This window comes from Mycolicibacterium komossense, from assembly GCF_025822605.1.
Classification (GTDB): Bacteria; Actinomycetota; Actinomycetes; order Mycobacteriales; family Mycobacteriaceae; genus Mycobacterium; species Mycobacterium komossense.
Window position 1 is genome coordinate 296,508 of record NZ_JACKTY010000031.1, and the last position, 26,527, is coordinate 323,034.

Below are 26,527 nucleotides of genomic sequence, written 5' to 3' on the forward strand. Positions count from 1 at the left end.
CCCGGCTCCGATGAGCCTCCACTTCTTGGCGAAAGATACGAAATGAACACCCGCACAAGCGCGTTCACGCTTCATCGACTGAAGCGACCGTTGGTCGCTGCACTGGCCTTCGTCACAATGGTGACACTGGCCGCCTGCTCAGGGTCACAGAGCGTCAACGGATCGACTTCAGCGGCCGGGCCCGGCGGGCAAGAGGTCGGCTACGGCGGCACACTGCGTATCGCGTCTTTGCAATCCGATCTCGACGCCCTGGATCCGCTGACCGGATACACCACTGATTCGTGGCAGATCCTGCGCGCAGTCACCAGGCAACTCGTCACCTTCCCTGGCAGCACCAAAGATCTCGGCAGCGACAGCAAACTGGTCCCCGACCTCGCCAAGTCGTGGGATGTCAGCCCCGACGGGACCACATACACCTTCCACCTGCGCGACGGCGTCAACTTCTCGGGGGCGGCGACCCGGCCCATCGTGGCTGCCGACTTCGTCTATGCCATCAAGCGGTTCTGCGACCCCAACAAGCAAGTCGCCGCGATCAACTACTTCAACCTGATCTTCTCCGGATTCCCGGAGTACTGCATTGAATTCGCCAAGGTCGAGCCGGGCGACCCGGCCCGCTCCAAGGAGTTCATCGATACCCACGAGATCCCAGGTGTGAGCGCTCCCGATGACCACACACTGGTGCTGCGTTCCGACACCAAGAACTACGATTTCCTGTCAATCCTGGCGATGAACTTCGTCAGCCCACTACCTGAAGAGGTCTCGTCGAAATACATCGGCGACTCGCTCGAATTCCGGCAGCACTACCCGTCCAGCGGTCCGTACCAGATCTCGGAGTACACGCCAGGAAAGTCGTTGCTGCTGAGCAAGGTCAAGAACTACAACAAGGATGCCGACCCGGTTCGTAAAGCCTACGTAGACGAGATCGCGGTGGACTTCACCACCAACACCGAGGAAGCGGTGGTCCAGAAGATCAAGACCGGCGAGGCTGACCTCTCGCTCTACCTCGCTTCACCACCGATCGCGACGATCGCGAGCTACACCGCCAGCAACAGCCCTTATATCCACACCTCCGACGGCGCCGGCGCCAAGTTCATCACACTGAACACCCAACCGTCCGCGACGACTCCCGGCGCCATCGCCGTCCGCAACCCCGATGTCCGGCAGGCCCTGGTCTACGCCGTCAACCGGGCCAACTTGGTGCAGAGCCTCGGTGGTCCCACTGTGGCCAAGCCGACGGGCCAGATCCTGATCCCGACGATCCTGGGATACAAGGAGTTCGACCCGTACCCCACGCCAGAGTCGAAGGGAGATATCACCAAGGCCAAGGAACTGCTGACCAAGGCCGGGTACCCGAACGGTCTGGCGTTCACCGCGGTCTATCAGGGCGACGCCATCGGGGAGACCATCGCCACCACCCTCAAGGAGAGCCTGGCTGCGGCGGGAGTGACGCTGAACCTGATCAAGGTGCCATCCGGGGAGTACTGGGGTTACACCCAGAACCCGACCAATCCTTGGGATCTCAACCTCTCAGCGGGGTTCGCCCCCGATTGGCAGGGGGACAGTACCCGCATGCTGCTCGGCGGCTGGCTGAATTCCGAGGCCTCGGCGTGCGGGCCGGGCAACACACAGGCAATCTGCTATTCCAGTCCACAGCTGAATGAACTGGGCCGCAACGCATTCAGATCAGATGATCCCGGCCCGATCTGGACCGAGGCAGACCAGCTGGTATCCAAGGATTTGCCGTGGATCCCGCTTGTCCAGCTGCGAAAGGTGGTCATCACCTCCGACCGGCTGAAGAATTTCACCTGGGCCAACGTTCCGGTCAACGCCGACATCACCAACGTGGGTGTGCAAGGCTGATATGAGCACCATGGTGACCCGTCAAGAGACACCAGGGGTCGGCGGGACGACGGACAACACAACGGCATTCGCGGTGTCGGATCTCCGTGTGACCTTTGGTCGAAATCAAGAGGCGCCAGTGGTCAAGGGAGTCAACTTCGCCGTCGCGGCGGGCTCGACCCTGGCGATCATCGGTGAATCCGGGTCGGGTAAGAGCGTTTCGCTGCTTGCGGCCACGGGTTTGCTACCGGGGCGGCACGTATCGGTGAGCGGGAGTGCCACGTTGGGCTCGACCAATCTGCTGACCCGTAGCCCGCGCGAGCTGCGGTCGATTCGCGGTAAAGAGATCGGTTTCGTGTTCCAGGATCCACAGAGCAATCTGCATCCCCTCAAGACCATCGGTGTCGCCATCGGCGAGGCGATCACCGCGCATGGCCGGGTACCCCGCAAGCAGGTGTGCGCAAGAGTGCTCGAGTTACTCGGAGAGGTGGGGATACGCAATCCCCGCCAGCGCGTCGATGACTACCCGGTGCACTTCTCAGGCGGTATGCGCCAACGTGTCAACATCGCGGCGGCACTCGCGCTTGGTCCTCGGGTGTTGATAGCCGACGAACCCACCACCGCTCTCGATGTCACGGTCCAGGCCGAGATCCTGAAGCTGCTGAAGAAGCTTCAGAACGAGCACGGCACGGCCATTGTCTATGTCAGCCACGACCTGGCCGTGGTCTCCGATATCGCTGACACGGTAGCGGTCATGCGGAACGGTGAGATCGTCGAGACAGCCCCGGCGACCCAGATCTACCGGGATCCTCTGCATGATTACACCCGCCAACTGCTCACGGCTACCCGCCATCAACTGCCAAGCGCCGACTCACCGACCCGACAGGACAGGTCGGTATCACTGTCATTGACATCGGTCAGCAAGCACTACGGAAAGCACAGCACCAAGACGGAAACGTCGGCGCTGAAAGATATTTCGCTGAATCTGCACCGCGGCGAGATCCTCGGGCTCGTCGGAGAATCCGGGTCAGGCAAATCGACTATCGGGAGAATCATGGCCGGGCTGATCCGGCCCACGTCGGGTACCGCCTCACTCAGCGATGTGGTCTTCAACGCGCCCGGTGATGGACAGCTGCGGTTGCCGTCGTCGATCCGTACCGATATCCAGATGGTCTTCCAGGACCCCTACGCCAGCCTCAATCCCCGCCGTACCATCGCCTCCACACTCGCCGAACCACTGAGGTCTTTCACCAAGCCGACTTCGGCCGAGCTGCAGCATCAGTTGCGCGCACTGCTCGCCCGGGTCGAACTGCCAGAGATATTGCTGTCACGATATCCCGCCCAGTTGTCGGGCGGGCAACGTCAGCGAGTGGCCATCGCGAGAGCGATCGCCCTTAGTCCCGCCGTCCTGATCGCCGACGAGCCGGTGTCAGCCCTGGACATCACCACGGCCCGGCAGATCCTGACCCTGTTGCGCAAACTGCGCGACGAGCTCGACGTGTCGATCCTCTTCGTTTCACATGACCTCGGCGTGGTAGCTGCACTCTGCGACACGGTTGTCGTGTTGTCCGAAGGCACGATTGTCGAATCCGGCCCCACCAGAGCAGTATTCGAGCGGCCAGCACAGGAATACACTCGCCGCCTGATCGATTCCATTCCTGGTGGTGGGCTTGATCGAACAGCTGCGGATTCCCACCATGTCTAACGCCATCGCGATCCCGTCACATCTGGCAGAGGTACCCACAGGCCGTGGACACGAGCTGGCACGCAACGCCTTGCGCGAGGCGTCAGTGCGCGTGGGTCTCATCACTGTGGGAGTCGTGATGGTCGCAGCATTCGCTGCGCCACTGGTATCGCTGCTGGTGGGCCACGGCGTCAACGAACAGTTCCACTCGATTGCTCTCAACGCCGACGGGGTGCCCATCGGCCCCACCGCACAGTTCTGGCTCGGAGCTGATGGGATCGGCCGAGATATCCTGGTACGCAGCCTGTACGGCGCACGTACTTCACTACTCGTCGGCATCCCCACCACGACCGCCGCCATGCTGATCGGTACGGCGGTAGGAGTCGCGGCAGGTTTTTACGGCGGACGAGTCGACCGAATTCTGTCCCAGACCACCGACGTGGTGCTGTCCTTCCCGTTCATCGTGACCGCACTGAGCCTGGTCACACTGAACCGGACCGCCACCGGCGAGACCATCGTCAGCCCGACCATCCTGGTGATCGTGGTGATCACCGTTTTCGCGTGGACCTATTTCGCGCGGCTGACCCAGGTCTCGTCCTGGACATCAGGTCACACGCCTTCATCGAGGCATCCATCACCCTCGGCTCGAGCCGGGCTCACATCATCTTCGCCGATATTCTGCCCTGTATCGCGCCGACGGTAATCGTGTATTGGGCAGTGCAGTTGCCGCAGAACATCATCGCCGAGTCGACTCTGTCGTTCATCGGTGTTGGTATTCAGGCACCTGAACCCAGTCTGGGAAACATTGTCTTCGACGCGCAGTCCTCGGGCCTCTATCAAGTGCAGCCGCTGTACTTGATCACACCGATTGTTCTACTGATAGTCATCGTCGTGGGTTTCAACACCGTCAGCTCCGGCCTGCGCAATGCGCTCGACCCGCACCGCCGTTGAGAAGGGCGTCATGACTTCATTTGTGCTCCGCCGCAGCGGGCATGCGCTACTGACCTTATTCCTCGTCCTGCTGATCACCTTTGGCCTGACTCGCATCGCATACCGCAACCCAGCAGCCTCGCTGGCCCCCCGCAATGCGAATCAACAAGTGATCGACGGTATCTCGCGGTCCCTGCGACTCAGTGACCCGTGGTACGAACAGCTCTGGCACTTCCTGGTCAGGGGGCCCGAGGTGCGCGGGACACCGATCGGCCTGTTGAATTGGCCACCATCACTGGGATATTCGTTCCGACGCCAACAGCCGGTTTTCGACCTGGTTGTGGAGAAGATCCCGGCGACCCTATCGCTAGCCCTCGGCGCGCTGGCATTGTGGATCGCATTCTCTCTGATCACCGGTGTACTTTCGGCAAGCCGACCCGACAGCGCCCTTGACCGCGGTCTGACCGCGATCTCCTACCTAGCGCTGTCGTTGCCCACATTCGTTGTCGGCGTCTTGCTGTCGTATTTCCTGTACTACAAGCTCGCGACATACGGCATCCGCTGGTTTCCAGGCAGCGGTTACGTCCCTTTCACCGACAATCCATGGGAGTGGGTCAGACATCTGATTCTGCCGTGGCTCACCATCGCTATCGTCGAAATCGGCGTCTTCCATCGAGTAGTCCGTTCGAACATGCTCGAAGTGCTTTCACAGGACTACATTCGGTCGGCGCGCGCCAAGGGAGTCGGTGAGATCCGGTTGCATCTCGACCATGCGCTGCGCTCCGCACTCAATCCGATCATCACGCTGGGCGGGCTTGAGTTGGCGACCATCATCGGCGGCGCCATCGTCACCGAGCAGATCTTCGGTATCGACGGCGTCGGTCGGTTGGCGATCGAATCAGCGCTCAGCAGTGACTATCCCGTGGTCATCGGCATCACCTTGTTTGCGGCAGTGGTATTCATCGTCAGCAACTTCACGGTCGACCTCGTCACCCAGCTGCGCAACCCGGGCCGGGATTTACAGCACGTCGAGTAACCGCACCACCACTGTGAACAACAAGGAGTTTCGCGTTGAGTACCACAATCCGGCCGCTGCGCCACCCCGAGGAGTCCGGGCAGGCGCTGCGCATCTTCGGCCGGGCCATGATCGGGCTTTCCGGGATAAACCAGCTCGACCCGGTGCAGGTCCTGGAACCCGATCGCTTCCTCGGCGCTGTCGCCGACGATCAAACCGTCATCGGCGGAGCTGATTCCTACAGCAGCTGGCTCGCCGTTCCCGGTGGCAACCGCGTCCCGCACGCCGCGGTAACGCACGTCGGTGTGCTACCGACTCATGCGCGCCGCGGCATCGCACGCGGGCTGATCACAGCACAGTTCGAGGACTTCGCCCGCCGTGGTGAGGTCGTGGCCACGTTACGGGCCTCTGAGGCAACGATTTACGGGCGATTTGGCTACGCAGTAGCCAGCTCGGCAGTCAGCATCAGCGTGCGCACCGCGCGGGGCGCCTTGCTCACCGGCGTCGCCGACCCGGGACCGGTGACACTGATCGACGATCATCACGATGGCCCAGGCCTGGTTCGCACGATCTACCAGGATGCCCGCTGGGCGGGCGCGGTGCACAGGACCGACGGCTGGTGGTCGCTGCGGGCCACCCAGCGCGAAAGAGACAGCGCACCTCACTATCTGGTGACATTTGCTCAGGAGGAGGTGGACATCGGCTATGCGAGCTACCGGCCTGCCGACCCGAGCCACTGGTTCAGCAGCGCACACCGCGAGGTCATCGTCGACGATTTCGTCGCACACTCGGATGCGGCGTACCTGGCCCTGGTGCGGCACCTGCTGACCCTCGATTTGGTCGATATCGTCACCTTCGAGTCTCGGCCGATCGATGATCCGCTGCCGACGTTGCTGATCGACCGGCGAGCCGCGACTGTCGGCGCACAGCACGACGAGACGTGGCTGAGGCTCATCGACGTGCAGGCTGCACTATCGGCCCGAGCTTACGGGCCGGGCCGCCCGGTGATCATCGCCGTCACCGACCCGCTGCTCGGAGCTAACAATGCAACATTCGAAATAAGCGCCGAGAGCGTCCGGCGTGTCGAGCACGAACCCGAACTGACAGTTGATGTCAGAGGTCTCGCCGCCAGCTACCTCGGCGGCACTCCCTGGACGCATCTGGCGCTGGCCGGCCTGGCCTCCGAGCATGCCGTGGGCGCCGCCAACGCCGCCGACCAGCTGTTCGGCACAGAACGACTTCCCTTCTCCGGCACAACCTTCTGACTCGCACGGCCCATCCACCCAGAATTGAGAGCGCCCCACTATGTCCACGCCGAAGAAGCTCATCCTCAACGCCACCGAGATGTCCACTGCCGGGCATATCGCGTTCGGGCTCTGGCGGCTCGCCGATCCCCGTCAGCCGCACTACACCGAATTGCGATACTGGACCGAGCTCGGCCAGCAGCTCGAACGAGGCGGTTTCGATGCACTCTTCATTGCCGACGCACTGGGGCAGCTCGACTCTTACACCAAGAGCGCTGATCCGGCGATCCGGACCGGGTCACAAACGCCGCTCGATGATCCTCTATTGGTGATCTCCGCGATCGCCGCGGTCACCACGGCTCTGGGGTTCGGTGTGACCGTATCGACCACGTACGAGCAGCCCTATCTGCTGGCCCGCAAGTTCACCACCCTCGACCATCTGACCGGCGGCCGTATCGGCTGGAATATCGTCACCTCGCAACTGGACAGTGCTGCACGCAATCTGGGGCATGAGCGGCAGGTGCCCCATGATGAGCGCTACGAGATCGCTGCTGATTTCGTCGACGCGGTGTACAAGCTGTGGGAAGGTTCATGGGACGACGACGCTGTGGTCCGCGATCCGGTCAGCGGCGTATATGCCGATCCCACCAAGGTGCACGCCATAGGCCACAGCGGAAAGTACTACAGAGTGCCTAGTGCGGCCCTATCCGAACCCTCAGTGCAGAGGACGCCGGTCATCTACCAGGCCGGATCATCACCGCGCGGAAGGGCCTTCGCCGCTGCGAACGCCGAGGTTGTCTTCGTCGCCGGCCACAGCACGTCCGCGCTGCGCGAAAACGTCCGGAAGATCAAAGAACTCGCCAAATCCTTCGGCAGGGCAGAAGAAGACATCAAGTTTGTCGCCAGCGCATTGGTCATCACCGATGAGACCGATGCGCTCGCCGAGGCCAAACTCAGGAAATACAAACTGGCTTACAGTGTGGAGGGTGCGCTGACCCACTTCTCCGCCATCACCGGGATCGACTGGTCTGAGTACGACATTGACGCACCGCTGTCATACATCGAAACCGATAGCAACAGGTCAATACTCGCGAGCCTGACCAAGGATGCCCCGGAAACCGAACAGTGGACGCTACGACGGCTGCTGGCACCGGAGCGTGGAGTGTCCTATTCGGATTCAATTGTCGGCAGCGGCACGACCGTTGCCGACCAACTGGAACTAATCGCCGCCGAATCCGGCGTCGACGGCTTCAACCTCTCCGCGGCCGTGCAGTATGAGAGCTACCAGGACTTGGCCGATTACGTGATCCCGGTGCTGCGTGAGCGCGGCCGACTCCGCGAACATGTGCCAGGACAGACGCTACGCGCGTCGCTGTTCGAGCGGACCAGTCCCCTGCTGCCGAGCAGCCACCCGGGCGCTCGCTATCGGGGTGCGTTTTCCGGCAGGCCGTCATCCGCGCCGACGCTGCTGTAGACGACTCCGGACACGGCTACCCGCAGGTCCTTGCTGTCGCTCACCGGCTCCAGCTCTTCGAGACGCGGAAGAAGACGAAGGGGTTGTGTCGCTCACGTCGTCTACCCTGATATCGCAGATCAAGGTCTTGCATACGAGACGTCTGAGCAGGAAGGGGGACGGCTGTGGCGACGACAAGTCGTGTGAAGTCGGCAGAGCGCGTGATGGACGTGCTCGACCTGCTGGCCCGGCGTGGGATGCCGATGGCGACGATGGAGATTGCCGAAACGCTGTCCCTGCCGAAGAGCACGACCCACCACCTGCTCAACGTGATGCGCGAGCGTCGCTTCGTCTCCTACTGGCCCGATCAGCGCGCCTGGACTCTGGGCGTGTCGGCGTTCGAAGTCGGTGCGTCCTACATGCGCTCCGGGCCACTGCATCGGGCGGGTCAGCGCTACATGCTGGCGCTGACGACAGCTACTCACGAGACATCGCATCTCGCCGTGCTGCAGGGTACCGATGTCATCTACCTGGATAAGCGCGAACCCTTGACACCCGGAGTGCGCCTGGTGACAGAAGTTGGATCTCGCCTCCCCGCGCACCTGACGGCGGTGGGTCGGGCGATCTTGAGCCGACTCGACGTCGAACAGCTGTCGACGATGTACGACGGCTACTCCTGGCAGTCCCGAACCGGCGAGGGGCCCACCTCGCTGTCGGATCTGCGTGACGTCCTCAAAGGCGTGCGCCAGGAGGGTTACGCCTACGAGCAGGGGACCACCACCTCGGGCATCGACTGCATCGCCAGTCCCGTGCTGACCCGTGATCGCCGCGCGGTGGCTGCACTCGGCGTGGCGTACATGTCGGCGACCAAGACCGCCGAGCAGGCCAAGGAGATGGCGCGGACCGTCGTGACCACAGCCGGAGAATTCTCAGCGAGCTTCGGCGCGCGCGTTGACGATGCCCACGGTGATGAAGACGCGCTGGGGATCGCCTAAGGCCGTCTCACCTATTTCCCTTTTGCTATAAGTCTGATATTCAAGACTTATGTCTTGTATCACAGAATCGGATAATGCAGTGGTCCGCACCACAGCACTGCTTCTTAACGAAGATCTGTCGCTGACCGTCGGCACCCGCGAGTTGTCCGACCTCACCGACGGCGAGGTGCTCATCGACGTCGACTATGCCGGCATCTGCGGTTCCGATCTGCACGTTCTACGCACCGGCGATTGGGTGGCGTACTGGCCGGCCACCTTGGGCCACGAAGTCGCCGGGCGGGTGCGCGAGTCTCGCCACCCAGGGTTCGCCGCCGGCGACCGGGTGGTGGCCGATTCCCGGATCCCGTGCCGTGTCGAGGACGGCCGTCTGCGATCCGACCGTCTCGCCGAGGATTTGCAGTGGCTCGGAGAGGCCCGACCCGGCGGGTATGCGGGCGCCATGGTCGCTCCCGGCGACAGTCTCTATCGGGTGCCGGCCGGCCTGGACACCGTCGATGCGGTACTCGCCGAACCCCTGGCGGTGGTCATGTGCGCGATCGACCAGCTTCCGGTCCGAGCGCCCGAGGCGGTGGCCGTTCTCGGCTATGGCCCGATTGGGGCGCTGGCGCACGCCGAGCTGTCGCGACGCTGGCCGCAGGCCAGTGTCACCGTCGTGGAACCAAATCCCCGGCGCGCGGACCTGGCCCGCTCTCAGGGCGCCGACCTTGGCGAACTCGACGGTGCCGCGCGCTACCAGGTCGTGATCGATGCGGCCGGGTACCCCGGCTCCTTGGAGGCCGCGATCGCCGCCACCGCGTATGGCGGATCGGTTCTGCTGATCGCCCTCGGCCACGCGCCGGTTACGGTGTTGCCGGCCACCATCGTCGAACACAGCCTGCATGTCATCGGCAGTGTCGGATTCGACGACCGGCACATCGACGAGGCCCTGGCTGCACTGGCCGCGGAGCCCCGTCGGTACAACGCGATCGTCACCCACACCGTCGACCTCGACCGGATTCCGGCCTTCATGGCCGAGGGCGGCATGGGCGAGTCCATCAAGGTATTGATCCGGTGCGCCTCGTGACCGAGCCACGCCGCTACTTGATCACCGGAGGCACCAGCGGAATCGGTGAGATGTGCGCCCAGCACCTCACCGCCGCCGGACACCGGGTCTGGGTAACCGGGACACGAGAGGAATCGGTGTCCGCCGCCACGGCCCGCGGCTCCGCGGTCGGTGGCAGTGTTGCCGATGCTGCCGACGCGGACGCGGTGACCGCGGCCTTCGATGACGCTGCGCGGGAATTCGGCGGGCTCGACGGCGCATTCCTCAACGCCGGCGTCGACGGCGAAGGCAAGCCCGCCGAGCATCTCGACGCCGCGACGTTTCGTCGGGTGCTCGACGTCAACGTGGTCGGCATTCTGCACGGAGCGCAGGCCGCGCACCGCACGCTCGCCAGACCTGGCGCGATCGTGGTGAACGCCTCGGTCAATGCGATGCGCCCGGAAGCGCACTTCGCCGACTACAACGCCTCAAAAGCAGCCGCGGCGGCACTGGCCGCGACACTGGCCATGGAGTGGAGCGCTCAGGGCCTGTGCGTCACGTGCGTGTGTCCGGGCTACTTCCGAACCAACATGACGGCCCAGTACCTCGATGACCCTCAGATCAGCGCCGAGCTGCTGGCACGCATCCCCGCGGGGCGTTTCGGGCAGGCCACCGACGTCGGGGCCACCGTCGAGTTCCTCTTGTCCAATCAGGCACCGTTTCTCAGCGGTGCCGTCATCCCGATCGCGGGGGCCGGCAACCTCTAGTCCGCGCGCCGTCGTGCGGACACCGCGTCCGCGACGCCGACAGCCTCTGGGTGTGTCGGCGAACTTGTGCTGCTATTTACCCGCTGAGCAGGTCCCCTGCACCCCGTGAGCGATACCGACGCGCCATCTACGCTGCCCCGTCTAGCTTCGTCGTCCCCCTTCGAGAAAATCCGCGCCAATCTTCCGCTCTGTCTTGCATTAGAGATCAATGTCTCGTATACAAGACGTTGGGCAGCTGTGACGCCCGCCTCACCTCAGTCACCGACCCACTTGGAGCCATGCAGATGTCAACCGACCGACCCATCCGCGAGCGCGGCCTCTGGCAGGAGATGTCGGCCGCCGACCGCGCCGATCTCAACGACCGCGGCAGCGCGAAGATCTTCGACCCCGCATTGCGCGAGGGCGTCCTGGAGATCATCGAAGATGTCCGACAGAACGGTGACGCCGGCCTGATCCGCGCACTGGAGAAGTGGGACAAGATCTCAATCACGCCCGACCGGATCCGCGTCTCGGCGCAAGAGTTCGCCGCCGCGCGGGAGAAGATCAGCCCCGAACTGCTGACCGCGATCCGCGACCTGCTTGCGCACCTCAAGTCGTTCAACGAACAGCTGACCAAGCATGGGGACTGGAGCTTCGAGAGCGAGCCCGGCCTGACTGTCGGCGAGAAGGTCACCCCGATTGCCAGCGCTGGACTGTTCGTCCCCAGCGGCAAGGGGTCCTACCCGTCGGTGATGGCGCAGCTGGGATCACCGGCCGTGGTGGCCGGCGTGCAGAAGATCGCCGTCGTGGTGCCGCCGATCCCCGGAGGGGACGGTGATGTCGACCCCGCCGTGCTGGTCGTCGCCGACGAACTGGGCATCCACGACGTCTTCCGCGCCAACGGCCCGGCTGGCATCGCCGCGCTGGCCTTCGGCACCGAAACCGTGCCCCAGGTCCGCAAGGTCTGCGGACCCGGCAGCCCGCCAGTGACCTGCGCCCAGGTTGAGGTGCAGCGCTATGGCACCGTCAGCGTCATGCTCCTGGGCCCCAGCGAGTCGCTCATCTTGGCCGACGACTCCGCCGATCCGTATCTACTGGCTGCAGACCTGCTCAACGAGGCCGAGCACGGCCCCGATTCGACCAGCCTGTTCGTCACCGACAGCCAGGCGCTCATCGACGCCGTTCAGATCGAGGTAGCCAAGCAGCTGCTCGACCTGCCCGACAACCGTGCCGAATACGCACGGGTGGCGTTGGGCAAGAACGGCGGCGCAGTGCTGACCACCTCAGTAGAGCAATCCGCCGAGGTCGCCAATGCCTTCGCCCCCGAGCACATGCAGATCGCGGTTCGCGACGAAGAGCACGTGCTGGACCTGATCGTCGACGCCGGCGAGGTCCTCATCGGCCAGCAGACCACCGTGTCGATGGCCAACTTCATCATCGGCTGCCCGGCCGCGCTGCCGACCAGCGGCTACGCCAAGGTCAGCAGCGGCGTCACCGCCGATGCCTTCCGCAAGCGCACCGCCGTCGCCAAGTCCAGCCACGAAGCCCTCAGGCGGATGTCCGATACCGTGATCGCCTTCACCCGGCACGAGGGCTTTCCCGCGCACGAATTCGCCGTCACCCGTCGACTCGAACAACGCTGATTGGACGACATCCGTGGGACCGCACGCGGCCCGCGGATGTCACCCCTTTCCCGACCAGCGCCTCGCGCGCAGCAGACCCAACCCCTGAGCACTACCTACCCGCGGCGCGCCGCACGGTTCAACGAAGGAACGCACCATGTCCGTTCTCAATCCCGAGCAGCGCTCGATCGAGTACGTCCCCCACCACGAACGCCACGGCCGCGCCCGCAGCCTGTTCACCTTGTGGTTCGGCGCCAATTTGCAGGTCACTGCCATCGCCGCAGGCGCGATCTCGGTAAGTATCGGGCTCTCGCTGCCGTGGGCGCTGCTGGCATCCTTGGTCGGCAACCTCATCGGTGCGATCTTCATGGCCTTGCACTCCGCCCAAGGTCCGATCCTGGGCATCCCGCAGATGATCCAGTCGCGCGCGCAATTCGGGTTCTACGGCGCCGTCTTGCCGCTGATCTTGGTCATCCTCATGTATGTGGGCTACTTCGCCACCACGGCGGTACAAGGAGGGGCCGCGTTCTCCAGCCTCACAGGGGTCAACATCGACGCTTCGATCATCGTCGTCGCCGCGGTGACCGCCGTGCTCGCCATCTTTGGGTATCGCCTCATCCACGCTTCAGAGAAGTGGCTGTCGGTGATCGCCGGCTTGGCCTTCCTCTACCTCAGCTACCGGTTGGTGACCACGAATGACATTGGCGCCGTGTGGCACGCCGGTGACTTCTCCTGGGCGCTGTTCCTGGCTGCGACGGCGATCGCGGCGACCTGGCAGCTGACCTACGCACCGTACGTGGCCGACTACTCGCGTTACCTGCCCGCCGACACCTCGGTGCGCGCCTCGTTCTGGTTCACCTACGCCGGTGCGGTGCTCTCGACGATGTTCATGTTCGCGTTCGGCGCGACCGCGGCTGCCGTCGCCGCCGATGCGTTCGACGGAGGGTCGGTGGACTTCATCGTCGCTCAGGCCGCCGGCTGGCACGCCCTGTTCTTCCTGGTCATCATCGCCGGGGTCATCGGGGTGAACTCGCTGAACCTCTACGGCATGTTCATGTCGACCACCACGGTGCTCAATTCGGTCTTCAAGATGAAGGTGTCCCCACTGCTGCGGGGAGTGCTGATCGTCATCGTCGCGGCAGTCGCAACCACGATCGGACTGGTCGGCAAGGACAACTTCTTGACCAACTTCAGTAACTTCATCCTGCTGCTGGCGTATTTCTTGATTCCCTGGACCTCGATCAACCTGGCTGACTTCTATCTGGTCCGCAAGGAGCGCTACAGCATCGACGACATGTTCAAGCCGCACGGCCACTACGGCGGGGTGGACTGGCGGGCCATGACCGCCTACCTCGTCGGGATCTTGGTCGAAGTGCCCTTCATCGCCAGCCCCTTCTACACCGGCCCGGTCGCAACCTGGCTCGACGGCGCCGACATTTCCTGGATCCTGGGCATCTTCGTCGCCGGAGGTCTCTACGTGTTCTTGATGAAGCGCTACCCCAACCGGGCGGGTTATCCCGAGCCCACCTACGCCATTCCTTCCCCCGCAGGCGCGCACGCTGCGGCCGCCGCCGACGAGCAGCAGGCAGCGCCGGCATGAAGGCCCGCGAAGTCCGCGCCCTGATCAAAGTCAAGCCACCACGCATCGACCGCCGCGCTGCCCGCCTGGACGCGTGCATCACCATCGAAGACCTGCACCGTCTCGCACGCCGACGCCTGCCTCGCCCGGTCGCCGACTACGTCGACGGCGGCGCCGACGAGGAACTGACCTTGGCTGACAACGTGGCCGCGTTTCGCCGCTGGCAGTTCACCCCCAGCGTGCTCACCGACGTCGCCACCATCGACACGTCCACCACGCTGCTGGGCCGACGCAGCGCACTGCCGCTCGGTCTGGCCCCCACCGGGTACACCCGGATGATCTCCTCACCTGGCGAACCGGCCGTCGCCGGCGCAGCAGCGCGCGCCGAAGTTCCCTACGTCCTGTCCACCATGGCCTCGACCTCCCTGGAGGACTTGGCCAGTCACCGTGGCCTCAAGGACGCCGACCGGTGGTTCCAGCTCTACATCTGGAAGGACCGCGATCTCACCGCCCAACTGGTAAGGCGCGCAGCCACCGCCGGGTACCGAGTTCTGGAGATCGCCGTCGACACCGCGGTGTCCGGATACCGGGTGCGCGACGCGCGCAACGGCTTGACGATCCCACCGCACATGACCCTCAAAGGACTCGTCGACATCGGTATGCGCCCGGGGTACTGGACCAAGATGCTGGCCAGCCCGGCGCTGGAGTTCGCCAACGTCAGCGGTGGAGCCGGCGGTGAGGGCTACACCATCGACAACATCACCAAGCAGTTCGACCCTTCGGTGTCGTGGGATGACCTGGCCCGCATCCGGGACTCGTGGCCCGGCGCAGTGGTTCTCAAGGGTCCACTTGGCCCTGAGGACACGGTGCGCGCCCGCGATCTCGGAATCGACGGCGTGCACCTGTCCAACCACGGCGGACGCCAATTGGACCGCGCCGTGGCGCCCATCGATCTGGTGGCACCCGCGCGCGATGCGGCGGGCCAAGACTTCGCCGTCTTCGTCGACTCGGGTGTTCGCCATGGTGCCGACATCGCCACCGCATTGGCCTTGGGCGCCGACGCGGCGTTCATCGGCCGGCCCTACCTGTGGGGGCTCGTGGCCGGTGGCGAGGCCGGCGTCGACAAAGTGATCGGGCTGCTGTCGGATCAATTCACTCGAACCATGGCTCTACTCGGGGTCACCAATATCGACGAATTGCGCAAGCGCGGCCGGACGCTACTAAAGCAGCACTGACCGAATTCGGTCCCGCGAACATCGGTCACCTCCAGTTAGCATCCAATCCGAGACTTACGTCTGCAATGCAAGACAGAAGGTTAAAATGACTTCCTCCCCGAACAGCGCCCTGCCGACCACCAGCGTGGTCACAGTGGGCGTCGGCCCGGTCAGCTTCGCCGATGTGGTCGCAGTAGCCCGCCACGATGCCGCTGTGCACGTCGCCGACGAGGCGATGACCGCCGTAGCCGAGAGCCGAGTACGCATTGAGGCCCTAGCCGCTGACCCGACACCCGTCTACGGGGTGTCCACCGGGTTCGGTGCGCTGGCCACCCGCCACATTCCGCCGGAGCTGCGAACACAGCTGCAGCGCAGCCTGATCCGATCGCACGCGGCCGGTTCCGGCGCCGAGGTCGAACGAGAAGTGGTCCGCGCTTTGATGCTGTTGCGGCTCTCCACGCTCGCCACCGGACGCACCGGCGTTCGACCCGAGGTGGTCCGGGCCTATGCCGGCCTGCTCACCGAGGGCATCACCCCGGTGGTCTACGAATACGGCAGCCTGGGGTGCTCGGGCGACCTGGCCCCACTGGCCCACGTCGCGCTCACCCTGATCGGGGAAGGACAGGTCCGTACCCGCGACGGCGAACTCACGCCCGCCGCCGAGGCACTCGCCGCACACGGCCTGCACCCCGTGGTGCTGGCCGAAAAGGAGGGCCTCGCCCTGATCAACGGCACCGACGGCATGCTGGGCCAGCTGATCCTGGCGCTGACCGACCTCGACGCACTGCTGAAACTGGCCGATGTCGCCGCGGCGATGAGCGTCGAGGGCCTTCTGGGCACCGAGCGGGTGTTCGCCGCCGACCTGCAGGCCCTCCGACCCCATCCCGGCCAAGCCGCGGCGGCGGCGAACATGACGCGACTGTTGGCCGACTCGGCGATCGTGGCCAGCCACAAGACCGATGACTGCACCGTGGTCCAGGACGCCTATTCGCTGCGCTGCGCCCCCCAGGTCGCCGGAGGTGCACGCGACACCGCCGAGCATGCTCGCACCGTCGCCCAACGCGAATTGGCCAGTGCGGTGGACAATCCCGTCGTCACCCTCGACGGCCGCGTGGAATCCAATGGCAATTTCCACGGCGCACCTGTGGCCTACGTGCTCGATTTCCTGGCCATCGTGGTGGCCGACCTGGCCTCCATCAGCGAACGGCGCACCGATCGGTTCCTCGATCCGGCCCGCAACCACGGCCTCAACGCCTTTCTGGCCGACGACCCCGGCGTCGACAGTGGGCACATGATCGCCCAGTACACCCAAGCCGGCATCGTCTCCGAACTCAAACGCCTGGCCGCGCCCGCCAGCGTCGACTCCATTCCGTCCTCGGCCATGCAGGAGGATCACGTGTCGATGGGCTGGTCGTCGGCCCGCAAGCTGCGACGCGCGATCGACGGTCTCACCCGGGTACTGGCCGTGGAGGTGCTCACTTCCGCACGCGCCCTCGACCTGCGCGCACCCCTGACTCCCGGACCCGCAACGGCGGCGGTCGTCGCCGCCGTGCGCGAACACGTACCCGGCCCCGGCCCCGACCGTTACCTCGCTCCGGAGATCGCCGCCGTGGTCGACCTGGCGCACAGTGGCGCGCTGGTGGCGGCCGCCGAGAGCGCGATCGGCGCACTGTCGTGATCCACGTCCCAGCGGCCGGCCCCACCGCGCGGCCACGCCGCGTGGTCAGCGACTTGCCGCGCTATTCCCGCGCGGCCGGCCTCAATGAGGTGCGCTGGCGTGCGTCGTCCAACGAGTCGACGGTGCCCCCGTCGCCACGGGTGCAGCAGGCCATCGTCGAGACCGCTGCGCAGGCTCACCTCTATCCCTCGCTGCAAGGGGATCTGCTCGTCGCGGATCTGAGCGCCCGCTTGCAGGTCGCCCCTGAGCAGATCGTCGTCGGTGGCGGATCGCTGGCGTTGCTGCAGCACACTCTGGCCGCCTACACCGGGGCCGAGACCGAGGTGGTGCACGCCTGGCGTAGCTATGAGGCCTATCCGATCCTGATCGGGGTCGTCGGCGCCACGCCCGTCCCGGTAGCCCTCGACGCCACCCACACCCACGACGTGGATGCCATGCTCGCCGCGATCACTTGGTCCACTCAGGCGATCATCGTGTGCAACCCGAACAACCCCACCGGCACCGAGCTACCACGCAGCGAGATCGAACGACTCATCACCTCCGTGCCGGCCAACGTCCTGGTGTTGCTCGACGAGGCCTACCAGGAGTTCGCCACCACCGACATCGACGGGCTCAGCCTGGTTCGCCAGTACCCCAACGTCGTGGTCTTTCGGACGTTCTCCAAGGCCTACGGCCTTGCCGGACTCAGAGCCGGGTACATGATCGCCCACCCGGAGGTCGCCGACAACGTGCGCGCTGCGGCACCCCCGTTCGGGCTGAGCCTGCTCGCCGAGGCCGGCGCCCGAGCCGCGTGGGCCGACACCACGCATACCAAACACATCGTCGACGTGGTGTGCGACGGTCGCGAATACCTACGCCGTGAAGCCGCCAAACGGGGACTCGACACCCCGGTCAGCGGTGCCAACTTCGTGTGGCTCCCCGTTGGATCGCGGGCTACCGAGCTTCAGAAAGCATGTGTGGCACATCGCGTTTCGGTACGCGCATTCGACGGCGAAGGAGTGCGGGTCACCGTTGGCGATCGGGATGCCGAGGACGCGGTGCTGGCGGCGATCGACAGCCTGCAGTGGGCCGCCACTTCCGACACCCGTTCCCTAGCGGACTAGAACCTCGGCCACCAAGGTTGCTCGCGCCCTGAAGACGAACGTCGACGAAAGGCCACCATGAGTGTCCTGCGCTCCCTGACCAGACTGTCGGCAACCAAGCCGTGCCACGACGGCGAGACGGCGACTGGGGCCACACCGACCACGACCTCGGTGGGTGCCGATGCGCCCGATCTCGACAGCCGCGCCGGGTGGCAGGTGGTGTGGGCCGTGCACGCCCTGACCGCCGTCACCTACGGGTCGGCGTACTCCTTCTCCGCGACCTTTCCCGACCTCACCCGCGAGTTCCACGCCTCTCGCTCGGCGGTGGCCCTGGTGTTCTCACTGGCCGCGGGCGGCTTCCACCTATTCGGTGCCGTCGCCGGCCGACTCGCCGACCGCGTATCCACCCGCCTCATGTGCCTCGCCGGGGTGTTGGTGATGGCCGTCGGATACCTCGCGGCCTCGCACGCGCACACCCTTGGGATGCTCTACGCCTGCTACGGGCTCGGCGTCGGCTTGGGCGTCGGCTTGCTCTACGTGCCGTCGATGGCCGCCGTGCAGACCTGGTTCGCCGTCAAGCGTTCCGCTGCGGCCGGCATCGCGACCGCCGGACTCGGAATCGGCACCGTCGTGGCGCCGATGGCCGTCGGAGCGGCTTTGCCGGCCCTCGGGTGGCGAACCTGCTTCGTCATCCTCGGGGTGGCCATCCTCGTCATGGGAGTTCCTGCGGCGCTTGTGATTCGACGCCATCCGAGCGCACTGCACACGGCGACGTCGGGGTCGTCACGGCCGTTGTGGCCGATTCTGCGGACGACGACATTCGCCCAGTTCTACCTCTCGGTGCTGCTGGCCTCGATCTGCACCTTCATCCCCTATGTCCATCTCGTCTCTGCTGCCCGCGACCAGGGCTACTCCCTGCAGGTGGGAACGATGCTGATCGCACTGATAGGCGTCGGCAACATCGCGGGCCGATTCGCCCTCGGCGGCATCGCCGACCGGATCGGACGCCTGCGCGTGCTGGCGTGGCTCACCGCTGTTCTCGGTTGCTCGTTTCTGGGATGGGCCGCCAGCAGCGCCCTGCCGGTGCTCATCGGATTCTCCATACTGTTCGGCCTCGCCTACGGCGGCTGTGTCAGCCTCTATCCGGCCGTAACCGCGGATCTATTCGGAGACAACCGAATCGGCGCCACACTCGGTGCCCTGTATACCGGCGTCGGACTCGCGGCACTGGCCGGACCTACCCTGGCCGGCTATCTGCGCGACAGCACCCACAGTTATGCCGTGCCAGCGCTCATCAGCGCTGCTGCCGCTTTCATCGCCGCCGCTTTGACCTACCACCTAGACCGCAACGCCAGCAGTGCCCTCCGACCATCCCCGCGCCCGCAGCACACGTCAGCGCGCATCGAACCAACCCGCAGGCGCGACACCTGACATGGCCCAGGTCAGCTGCTGTGCGGAATGCCGCACAGCCCGAACCAACTCGCCGACCGCCAGCGCGGATCGATCGGTGCGCCGGGTCACGCTGATCGCCGCAATCGGGCGACTGGAATGGTCGAAGGCGCAGGCCGCCACCGAGTGCAGCCCCTCGGTGATCAGACCGTCCTCCTCGGCCCAGCCCTGGTTATGTTCGGTGCCGAGAAGCCGCCGCAACTGGGGCAACGACGTCGGACCTCGACCGGTGCGGACCACGAAGGCCGTGCTGGCCGGAAACAGTGCACGCACCTGGGCGGCCGGCAGGTGCGCCAAGATCGACCGGCCGCTGGCCGTCAGCTGCGCCGGCAACCGCACACCGACGTCGGTCACCATCGTCACGGGGACCCGGGCGACCGCGGGCTGTTCCTTGATCAGATACAACGTCTCCGCCCCGTGGAGTACCCCGAGATGCGCGGTCTCGCCGATCGCATCGACCAATCGGCGCAAGATCGGCCGCGCCAGCAGTTCCAGTGGTTCATGACGCATGTAGGCCGAGCCGATCTCGAAGGCCGCCACACCCAGCCCGTAACCCCGCTGGTCAGGCAGATGCACCACGAAGTGATGCTCGATGAGCACGTCAAGCAGGTGGTACACCGTCGACCGGGGGATGCTCAGCTGGCGCGCCAAGGTCGCTGCGCCGACGGGACCCGTACGCGCCGCCAGCGCAAGCAGCACTTGCAGGGATCGGCCCACCGCCGGTGAGGCACTCGACACCACCGCTCTCCCATCAGTCTCGGATTCGAGACGCTATCGCGGAAACCGGTCTACGGCAACGTCCCCGGATGCGGTGTGCTGGACATCAACAACGCCGATCACCCGCCACGCATCCGAAGGATCACCACCATGACCGAGCAGACCGCCGGCCCCCGACCCGTGCGCGCCGCCCGCGGCACCACCCTGTCCTGCAAAGGCTGGCAACAAGAAGCCGTCCTGCGCATGCTCAGCAACAATCTCGACCCGGAAGTCGCCGAGCACCCTGACAAACTGGTCGTCTACGGCGGCACTGGCCGCGCGGCACGCAGCTGGGAGGCCTTCGACGCCATTGTGGCCAGCCTGCGCGACCTCGAGAACGACGAGACCCTGCTGGTGCAGTCGGGCAAGCCGGTCGGCATCCTGCGCACCAACGAATGGGCGCCGCGTGTGCTGATCGCCAACTCCAACCTCGTCGGCGACTGGGCCAACTGGGAATACTTCCGTGAGCTCGAGGCCGCCGGACTCATCATGTATGGCCAGATGACCGCCGGATCGTGGATCTACATCGGCACCCAAGGCATCCTGCAAGGCACCTACGAGACCTTCGGCGCGGTCGCCAAGAAGCGCTTCAACGGCACCCTGGCGGGCACCATCACGCTGACTGCCGGAGTCGGCGGCATGGGGGGCGCCCAACCGCTGGCGGTCACCATGAACGAAGGCGTGGCCATCTGCGTGGATGTCGACGAGAGCCGCATCGACCGCCGCATCGCCAAGCGCTACCTCGACGTCAAGGCCACCGATCTCGACGATGCCCTGGCCAAGGCGGTCGCGGCGCGAGATGCCAAGCGGCCGTTGTCGATCGGTGTGGTCGGCAATGCTGCCGAGATCTTCCCCGCACTGCTGGAGCGCGACGCCCCGATCGACATCGTGACCGACCAGACCTCGGCGCACGATCCGCTGTCATACCTGCCGCTCGGCGTTGACTTCGAAGACATGGCCAAGATGGCCGACAAAGATCCCGGCTACTTCACCGAGCAGGCACAGGAGTCGATGGCCAAGCACGTCGCCGCCATGGTCGGTTTCCTCGACAAGGGCGCCGAGGTGTTCGACTACGGCAATTCGATTCGTGACGAGGCCCGAAAGGCCGGCTACGAGCGGGCCTTCGACTTTCCTGGCTTTGTGCCCGCCTACATCCGGCCGCAGTTCGAGGAGGGACTCGGCCCGTTCCGGTGGGTGGCTTTGTCCGGCGATCCGAACGACATCGAAGCCACCGACCGCGCCATCCTGGAACTGTTCCCCGACAACGAGCATCTGCGCCGCTGGATCACCATGGCCGGCGAGAAGGTCGAGTTCGAGGGTCTACCCGCCCGCATCTGCTGGCTGGGCTATGGCGAACGCCACCTCGCCGGACTGAAGTTCAACGAGATGGTGGCCAGCGGAGAGCTCTCCGCACCCATCGTGATCGGCCGTGATCACTTGGATTCGGGATCGGTGGCCTCTCCTTACCGCGAAACCGAGGCGATGCTCGACGGCTCCGATGCAATCGCCGACTGGCCGCTGCTCAACGCCCTGGCCAATACCGCCTCTGGCGCCTCCTGGGTGTCGATCCACCACGGCGGCGGCGTCGGCATCGGCCGCTCCATCCACGCCGGCCAGGTGTGCGTCGCCGACGGCACCGAACTGGCCGCCGCAAAGCTCGAGCGCGTCCTCACCAACGACCCCGCCATGGGGGTCATCCGCCACGTCGACGCCGGCTACAGCCACGCGGCCGACATCGCCGCCGAGCGCGGCGTGCGCATCCCCATGCAGGAATCCAAGTGAGCACCTTCGATTCGCTGTGGGGGTCCATCCTCGACGTCGGTCGGGAACCCACCAGCGGCGGATATCGCCGATTCGCCTGGAGTACAGCTGATTTGACACTGCGCGAGTGGTTCACCGGCGACGCCCAGCAGCGCGGCATGAGCGTCGAGGAGGATCGCAACGGCAATCTGTGGGCGTGGTGGCTACCGCCCGGCCACACCGGCGATCCGCGCGACGCGTTCGTCACCGGGTCGCACCTGGATTCGGTGCCCGACGGCGGCCCCTTCGACGGCCCGTTGGGAATCATCACCGCGTTCGCCGCCATCGACATCCTGCAGCGCACCGGCGTCACCCCGCAGCGCCCCGTCGCCGTCGCCGCGTTCTCCGACGAGGAGGGTGCGCGTTTCGGCGTTGCGTGTGTGGGCTCGCAGCTGTCTTCGGGTGCCCTCACTGCCGAGCGTGCTCTGGGGTTACGCGATGCCGACGGCACCTCTCTGGCGGAGGCGATGACCGCCGCCGGGCGCGACCCCGGGCACGTCGGCGCCGACCCCACGCTGACGCAGCGGGTAGGGGTCTACGTCGAGTTGCACGTCGAGCAGGGCCGCGCCCTCGACCTCGTGGACAAGCCGCTCGCGGTCGCCTCGGCGATCTGGCCGCACGGCCGTTGGCAGTTCTCGTTCTGCGGTGAGGCCAACCACGCCGGGGCCACCCGACTGGTCGACCGTCGAGACCCCATGCTGACGTTTGCCACCTCCGTGCACGACGCCCGCACCCGCGCGACCGCCCATCAGGCGGTCGCCACGTTCGGCAAGGTCCGCGTAACGCCCAACGGCGCCAACGCGATCCCCTCGCAGGTGCTGGCCTGGCTGGATGCCCGCGCCGCCGACGAAGAGACCCTGCGCGCCCTGGTCGAGGACATCACCGCCGATGCCACCCGCAACGCGGGATCCGATCGCACCTCGGTGCAGATCGAGGCCGAGTCCATCTCGCCCGCGGTCCATTTCCCGGGTGAGCCGCGTGACCGCATTCAGCGCATCCTTACGCCCCGGTTCGGCGAACTGCCCGTCCTGCCCACCGCGGCAGGCCACGACGCCGGAGTCCTTGCTGCAGTGCTACCCACCGCAATGCTGTTCGTGCGCAATCCAACTGGTGTCTCACACTCCCCTGACGAGTACGCCGAGATCAGTGACTGCCGCCTCGGTGCCGATGCACTGGCGGCCGTCATGGCGGATTGGATCGGCGGATGAAGGCCACCAGGTTCTGGTGCGAGCACGCCTGGCTCGGTGGAGACACCATCGCCAACGGCGTCACCATCGACATCACCGACGGGGTCATCAGCGCCGTCACCAGTGATACAGACCGCCGTGACGGCGACACCGCGCTGAGCGGACTGGTCCTACCCGGCCTGGCGAACGCCCACTCGCACGCCTTCCACCGCGCGCTGCGCTCACGCACCCAACGGGACCGCGGCACATTCTGGACCTGGCGCAACCTCATGTACCGGGCCGCCAGCCGGCTGACGCCCGAAAGCTATTACGAGCTCGCACGTGGCGTGTATGCCGAAATGGCGCTGGCCGGCATCACCTGCGTCGGCGAGTTTCACTATCTGCATCACGACGTCGACGGCGCCCCCTACGCGGACCCGAACGCCATGGGCCACGCGCTGATCGCCGCCGCCCGCGACGCCGGACTGCGCATCACGCTGCTGGACACCTGCTACCTCAGCTCCGGCGTCGACGGTGCACCCCTGGCCGACGGACCCCAGCAACGCTTCGGCGATCGCACCGGGCCGAGGTGGGCGCAACGGGCCGAAATCCTGCACCAGCACTACAGCAGCGACAACGCCGTCGTAATCGGGTCGGCGCTGCACTCGGTCCGCGGTGTCCCCGTCGAGCACATGGGAGCGGTCGTGGAATGGGCCGCGGCCAACGACGCGCCACTGCACGTGCACTCCTCGGAACAAACCGCAGAGATCGACCAATGCCTGGCCGTACACGGCTGCACCCCAACGGCATTGCTGCGCGACCACGGCGTGCTCGGACCGCGCACCACTGCCGTGCACGCCACCCACCTCACCGACGCCGACATCAACGACCTCGACACCACCGCCACCGGAGTCTGTTTCTGCCCTACCACTGAACGCGACCTCGGTGACGGCATCGGTCCCACCACCGCCCTCATGCAGGCCGCAGGCTTATTCAGCCTCGGCTCCGACAGCCACGCCGTCGTCGACTTGTTCGAGGAAGCGCGCGGCGTCGAACTCGACGAACGCCTTGCGCGCCGCGAACGGGGTCTCTTCAGCGCCGCCGACCTGCTGACCGCGGCCACCGCCAACGGTCACCGGACCCTCGGTTTCACCGACGCCGGCCAGCTGGGTGTCGGTCAACGCGCCGATCTGGTCGCAGTCGATCTGAATTCCATCCGCACCGCCGGCAGCCCGGCCAGCGCCGAAACCGCAGTCTTCGCCGCCACCGCGGCAGACGTCACCGATGTCGTCATCGACGGTCGGACGGTCGTCGCCGACCGCCGCCACACCCGCATCGAACAACCCGCCCGCGAACTGGCTCACAGCATCACCGCCCTGCTCGACGGCGAGCCGACCAGGAGCATCCGATGACCACCTTGTACGACAACATCGCGGAACTGGTCACCAACGACCCCACCGCGGGTGATCACAGCCCACTCGGAATCATCGCCGATGCCGCACTTCTCGTCGATGGCACGCATATCGCGTGGGTCGGGCCGCGCAGCGCCGCCCCGGACGCCGAGCACCGGGTTGACTGCGAGAACCGTTCGCTCGTTCCCGGCTTCGTCGACAGCCATGCCCACCTCGTCTTCGACGGCGACCGCGCCGCAGAGTTCGCCGCCCGCATGGCCGGTCAGCCCTACGACGGTGGTGGCATCGCCACCACCGTCGCGGCGACCCGGCGAGCCACCGACGCCACCCTGGCTGCCACCGTCGCCAGACTCAGCCATGAGCTGCGCAACTCCGGCGTCACCACTTTCGAGACCAAGAGCGGCTACGGACTCACCGTCGACGACGAGGAACGCAGCCTGCGCGTAGCGAGCGATTTCACCTCCGAGACAACTTTCTTGGGGGCCCATGTCGTGCCCGCAGAGTTCGCCTTACGCCGAGACGCCTACGTCGACCTGGTGCGCACCACCATGCTGGATGCCTGCGCCCCGCATGCCCGCTGGATCGACGTGTTCTGCGACCGCGGCGCCTTCGATGTCGACGAAGCCCGCGCCATCCTCACCGCCGGCATCGCCCACGGGCTCCACCCCCGACTGCACGCCAGCCAACTCGGTCGCGGCGACGGCATCCTGCTGGCCGTCGACGTCGACGCCGCCTCGGTGGATCACTGCACCTACGCCACCGACGAGGACATCGAAGCTCTCGCCGGATCCTCCACGGTCGCCACCCTGCTGCCCGGCGCAGAATTCAGCACCCGTGCCCATTGGCCCGACGGACGCCGCTTCCTCGACGCCGGAGTCACGGTCGCGCTCGCCACCGACTGCAACCCCGGAAGCTCGTACACGACCAGCATGCCGCTGTGCATCGCCCTGGCCGTGCGCGATATGCACCTCACCCCCGCCGAAGCGCTCTGGGCGGCCACGTCCGGTGGCGCAGCGGCCTTGCGTCGCAACGACATCGGATCACTCACAGCGGGACGGCGCGCGGACTTCGTGGTCTTGAAGGCACCAACCTATATCCACCTGGCCTACCGGCCCGGCGTCGACCTCATCGAGACGACCGTCGTTGGCGGCCGAGACGAGACTGCCTGACCGTCTCGCCGCCCGACGCGCGCTCATCGCGGCCGCCGACCAGTGGTGTACTTCACTCGCACCACTGCCACACGCCCTCCCGGCCCCACGGACACTTCTGCCGCGGACGACAACTGCACGGTGTCGAAAAGCTGCAGCCTTTCAACGCCTCGACCAGCCGGTCGCACAGTCGCCGACACGATGAACGTCCAACAATCCAGCGGAGCACCGACATGTCCCGAACCAACCCGGATGCTGACTTCGGCACTGCACACCTCGCGACGTGTCATCACATTCAAGTCGAGGCACTCCCGTGAGACCTCGCATGACACCACCGATTCACCAGTGAACCGCTTCGGCTGGAAGGGGTCTAGCGCGTGCGCCGCACCGTCGATCGTCAAGACCATTGGCGGACCATCCACCAGAACGATCACCCGATCCACTCCGGGGAGCCTCGAGAAGTCACCACTGGTCACCGTGGCAACGCTCAGACGCCAATCGAACGCAACGTCCTTCACGTCGTCCGGGTGCACCGCGATGACGCGGGTAGTGCCACCCCCGTTGACCCACGGCTGAACTGGGCAGTCCGCGAAGCGGGTGACTTTGGGGAACGTTGACCGCGGCATGCCTTCATCACATCGTCTTTCAGACACCAACCCAACGACTCGATCGTGGATATCGTCTCAGATCCGAG

General features: G+C 65.7%; 22 protein-coding genes. 20 read left to right on the plus strand and 2 right to left on the minus strand.

Annotated features, from left to right (window positions below; genetic code table 11):
- Nucleotides 1–42: 42 nt before the first annotated feature.
- From H7J73_RS19230 to H7J73_RS19305, 16 genes are all read left to right on the plus strand, one after another.
- Entirely contained in the window at nucleotides 43–1,860 is a 1,818-nt protein-coding gene (locus H7J73_RS19230) for an ABC transporter substrate-binding protein (protein ID WP_264069165.1), read from the plus strand.
- Between the two features lie 10 nt (nucleotides 1,861–1,870).
- Nucleotides 1,871–3,544 carry a dipeptide ABC transporter ATP-binding protein gene (locus H7J73_RS19235; protein WP_276031499.1) on the plus strand — a complete coding sequence of 558 codons (1,674 nt, stop codon included), beginning with the start codon at nucleotides 1,871–1,873 and terminating at the stop codon, nucleotides 3,542–3,544.
- Nucleotides 3,537–4,226, plus strand: a complete 690-nt coding sequence (locus H7J73_RS19240; RefSeq protein ID WP_264069307.1) for an ABC transporter permease — start codon at nucleotides 3,537–3,539, stop codon at nucleotides 4,224–4,226. Before H7J73_RS19235 ends, H7J73_RS19240 begins: the two co-directional genes overlap by 8 nt.
- On the plus strand, nucleotides 4,157–4,474 hold the full coding sequence (locus H7J73_RS19245) for an ABC transporter permease subunit (protein WP_264069299.1): 318 nt from the start codon (nucleotides 4,157–4,159) through the stop codon (nucleotides 4,472–4,474). The genes H7J73_RS19240 and H7J73_RS19245 overlap by 70 nt, the downstream gene beginning before the upstream one ends.
- 10 nt (nucleotides 4,475–4,484) lie before the next feature.
- On the plus strand, nucleotides 4,485–5,489 hold the full coding sequence (locus tag H7J73_RS19250) for an ABC transporter permease (protein WP_264069167.1): 1,005 nt from the start codon (nucleotides 4,485–4,487) through the stop codon (nucleotides 5,487–5,489).
- 35 nt (nucleotides 5,490–5,524) lie between these two features.
- Nucleotides 5,525–6,733 carry a GNAT family N-acetyltransferase gene (locus H7J73_RS19255; RefSeq protein WP_435405529.1) on the plus strand — a complete coding sequence of 403 codons (1,209 nt, stop codon included), beginning with the start codon at nucleotides 5,525–5,527 and terminating at the stop codon, nucleotides 6,731–6,733.
- A gap of 40 nt (nucleotides 6,734–6,773) precedes the next feature.
- On the plus strand, nucleotides 6,774–8,186 hold the full coding sequence (locus tag H7J73_RS19260) for an LLM class flavin-dependent oxidoreductase (RefSeq protein ID WP_264069168.1): 1,413 nt from the start codon (nucleotides 6,774–6,776) through the stop codon (nucleotides 8,184–8,186).
- A 164-nt stretch (nucleotides 8,187–8,350) separates the two neighbouring features.
- Nucleotides 8,351–9,160: an IclR family transcriptional regulator gene (locus tag H7J73_RS19265; RefSeq protein WP_264069169.1), complete on the plus strand. Its 810-nt coding sequence runs from the start codon at nucleotides 8,351–8,353 to the stop codon at nucleotides 9,158–9,160.
- Between the two features lie 79 nt (nucleotides 9,161–9,239).
- The gene (locus H7J73_RS19270) at nucleotides 9,240–10,223 is read left to right on the plus strand and encodes a zinc-dependent alcohol dehydrogenase (RefSeq protein WP_264069170.1); all 984 of its coding nucleotides are present in this window, start codon (nucleotides 9,240–9,242) and stop codon (nucleotides 10,221–10,223) included.
- Nucleotides 10,220–10,948 (plus strand): SDR family NAD(P)-dependent oxidoreductase, encoded by a 729-nt coding sequence (locus H7J73_RS19275; RefSeq protein ID WP_264069171.1) that lies wholly within the window; start codon nucleotides 10,220–10,222, stop codon nucleotides 10,946–10,948. Before H7J73_RS19270 ends, H7J73_RS19275 begins: the two co-directional genes overlap by 4 nt.
- 284 nt (nucleotides 10,949–11,232) lie before the next feature.
- On the plus strand, nucleotides 11,233–12,570 hold the full coding sequence (gene hisD / locus H7J73_RS19280; protein ID WP_264069173.1) for a histidinol dehydrogenase: 1,338 nt from the start codon (nucleotides 11,233–11,235) through the stop codon (nucleotides 12,568–12,570).
- A gap of 136 nt (nucleotides 12,571–12,706) precedes the next feature.
- On the plus strand, nucleotides 12,707–14,149 hold the full coding sequence (locus H7J73_RS19285) for a purine-cytosine permease family protein (RefSeq protein ID WP_264069174.1): 1,443 nt from the start codon (nucleotides 12,707–12,709) through the stop codon (nucleotides 14,147–14,149).
- Nucleotides 14,146–15,363 carry an alpha-hydroxy acid oxidase gene (locus tag H7J73_RS19290; protein WP_264069175.1) on the plus strand — a complete coding sequence of 406 codons (1,218 nt, stop codon included), beginning with the start codon at nucleotides 14,146–14,148 and terminating at the stop codon, nucleotides 15,361–15,363. Before H7J73_RS19285 ends, H7J73_RS19290 begins: the two co-directional genes overlap by 4 nt.
- An 85-nt stretch (nucleotides 15,364–15,448) precedes the next feature.
- Entirely contained in the window at nucleotides 15,449–17,020 is a 1,572-nt protein-coding gene (gene hutH, locus H7J73_RS19295) for a histidine ammonia-lyase (RefSeq protein ID WP_264069176.1), read from the plus strand.
- Nucleotides 17,017–18,123: an aminotransferase class I/II-fold pyridoxal phosphate-dependent enzyme gene (locus H7J73_RS19300; protein ID WP_264069178.1), complete on the plus strand. Its 1,107-nt coding sequence runs from the start codon at nucleotides 17,017–17,019 to the stop codon at nucleotides 18,121–18,123. The genes hutH and H7J73_RS19300 overlap by 4 nt, the downstream gene beginning before the upstream one ends.
- Nucleotides 18,124–18,180: 57 nt before the next feature.
- Nucleotides 18,181–19,533: an MFS transporter gene (locus H7J73_RS19305; protein WP_264069179.1), complete on the plus strand. Its 1,353-nt coding sequence runs from the start codon at nucleotides 18,181–18,183 to the stop codon at nucleotides 19,531–19,533.
- Here the strand turns inward: H7J73_RS19305 and H7J73_RS33720 are convergent.
- Complete coding sequence (locus H7J73_RS33720; RefSeq protein ID WP_264069181.1) at nucleotides 19,495–20,289, minus strand: IclR family transcriptional regulator; 795 nt, start codon at nucleotides 20,287–20,289, stop codon at nucleotides 19,495–19,497. The genes H7J73_RS19305 and H7J73_RS33720 overlap by 39 nt on opposite strands.
- Nucleotides 20,290–20,418: 129 nt before the next feature.
- Here H7J73_RS33720 and hutU point away from each other — a divergent pair, with 129 nt between their 5' ends.
- Genes hutU through hutI form a run of 4 tightly spaced genes read left to right on the plus strand, consistent with a single transcriptional unit; the run spans nucleotide 20,419 to nucleotide 25,854 of the window.
- Nucleotides 20,419–22,089 (plus strand): urocanate hydratase, encoded by a 1,671-nt coding sequence (hutU, locus tag H7J73_RS19315; RefSeq protein WP_264069182.1) that lies wholly within the window; start codon nucleotides 20,419–20,421, stop codon nucleotides 22,087–22,089.
- Nucleotides 22,086–23,315: an allantoate amidohydrolase gene (locus H7J73_RS19320; protein WP_264069183.1), complete on the plus strand. Its 1,230-nt coding sequence runs from the start codon at nucleotides 22,086–22,088 to the stop codon at nucleotides 23,313–23,315. Before hutU ends, H7J73_RS19320 begins: the two co-directional genes overlap by 4 nt.
- A complete protein-coding gene (locus H7J73_RS19325) occupies nucleotides 23,312–24,685 on the plus strand; it encodes a formimidoylglutamate deiminase (RefSeq protein ID WP_264069184.1) in 1,374 nt (457 codons plus the stop codon). The genes H7J73_RS19320 and H7J73_RS19325 overlap by 4 nt, the downstream gene beginning before the upstream one ends.
- Nucleotides 24,682–25,854 carry an imidazolonepropionase gene (hutI, locus tag H7J73_RS19330; RefSeq protein WP_264069185.1) on the plus strand — a complete coding sequence of 391 codons (1,173 nt, stop codon included), beginning with the start codon at nucleotides 24,682–24,684 and terminating at the stop codon, nucleotides 25,852–25,854. Before H7J73_RS19325 ends, hutI begins: the two co-directional genes overlap by 4 nt.
- Nucleotides 25,855–25,877: 23 nt before the next feature.
- Here hutI and H7J73_RS33865 read toward each other — a convergent pair whose 3' ends face one another.
- Entirely contained in the window at nucleotides 25,878–26,459 is a 582-nt protein-coding gene (locus H7J73_RS33865; RefSeq protein WP_353962002.1) for a HutD/Ves family protein, read from the minus strand.
- Nucleotides 26,460–26,527: the final 68 nt, after the last annotated feature.

Coding starts and splice junctions, on each gene's coding strand:
- H7J73_RS19285 (WP_264069174.1), top strand. CDS start 12,707: ATGTCCGTTCTCAATCCCGAGCAGCGCTCGATCGAGTACGTCCCCCAC.
- H7J73_RS33865 (WP_353962002.1), bottom strand. CDS start 26,459: ATGCCGCGGTCAACGTTCCCCAAAGTCACCCGCTTCGCGGACTGCCCA.
- hutU (WP_264069182.1), top strand. CDS start 20,419: ATGACCGAGCAGACCGCCGGCCCCCGACCCGTGCGCGCCGCCCGCGGC.
- H7J73_RS19250 (WP_264069167.1), top strand. CDS start 4,485: ATGACTTCATTTGTGCTCCGCCGCAGCGGGCATGCGCTACTGACCTTA.
- H7J73_RS19230 (WP_264069165.1), top strand. CDS start 43: ATGAACACCCGCACAAGCGCGTTCACGCTTCATCGACTGAAGCGACCG.
- H7J73_RS19260 (WP_264069168.1), top strand. CDS start 6,774: ATGTCCACGCCGAAGAAGCTCATCCTCAACGCCACCGAGATGTCCACT.
- hutI (WP_264069185.1), top strand. CDS start 24,682: ATGACCACCTTGTACGACAACATCGCGGAACTGGTCACCAACGACCCC.
- H7J73_RS19290 (WP_264069175.1), top strand. CDS start 14,146: ATGAAGGCCCGCGAAGTCCGCGCCCTGATCAAAGTCAAGCCACCACGC.
- H7J73_RS19235 (WP_276031499.1), top strand. CDS start 1,871: ATGGTGACCCGTCAAGAGACACCAGGGGTCGGCGGGACGACGGACAAC.
- H7J73_RS19325 (WP_264069184.1), top strand. CDS start 23,312: ATGAAGGCCACCAGGTTCTGGTGCGAGCACGCCTGGCTCGGTGGAGAC.
- hutH (WP_264069176.1), top strand. CDS start 15,449: ATGACTTCCTCCCCGAACAGCGCCCTGCCGACCACCAGCGTGGTCACA.
- H7J73_RS19240 (WP_264069307.1), top strand. CDS start 3,537: ATGTCTAACGCCATCGCGATCCCGTCACATCTGGCAGAGGTACCCACA.
- hisD (WP_264069173.1), top strand. CDS start 11,233: ATGTCAACCGACCGACCCATCCGCGAGCGCGGCCTCTGGCAGGAGATG.
- H7J73_RS19305 (WP_264069179.1), top strand. CDS start 18,181: ATGAGTGTCCTGCGCTCCCTGACCAGACTGTCGGCAACCAAGCCGTGC.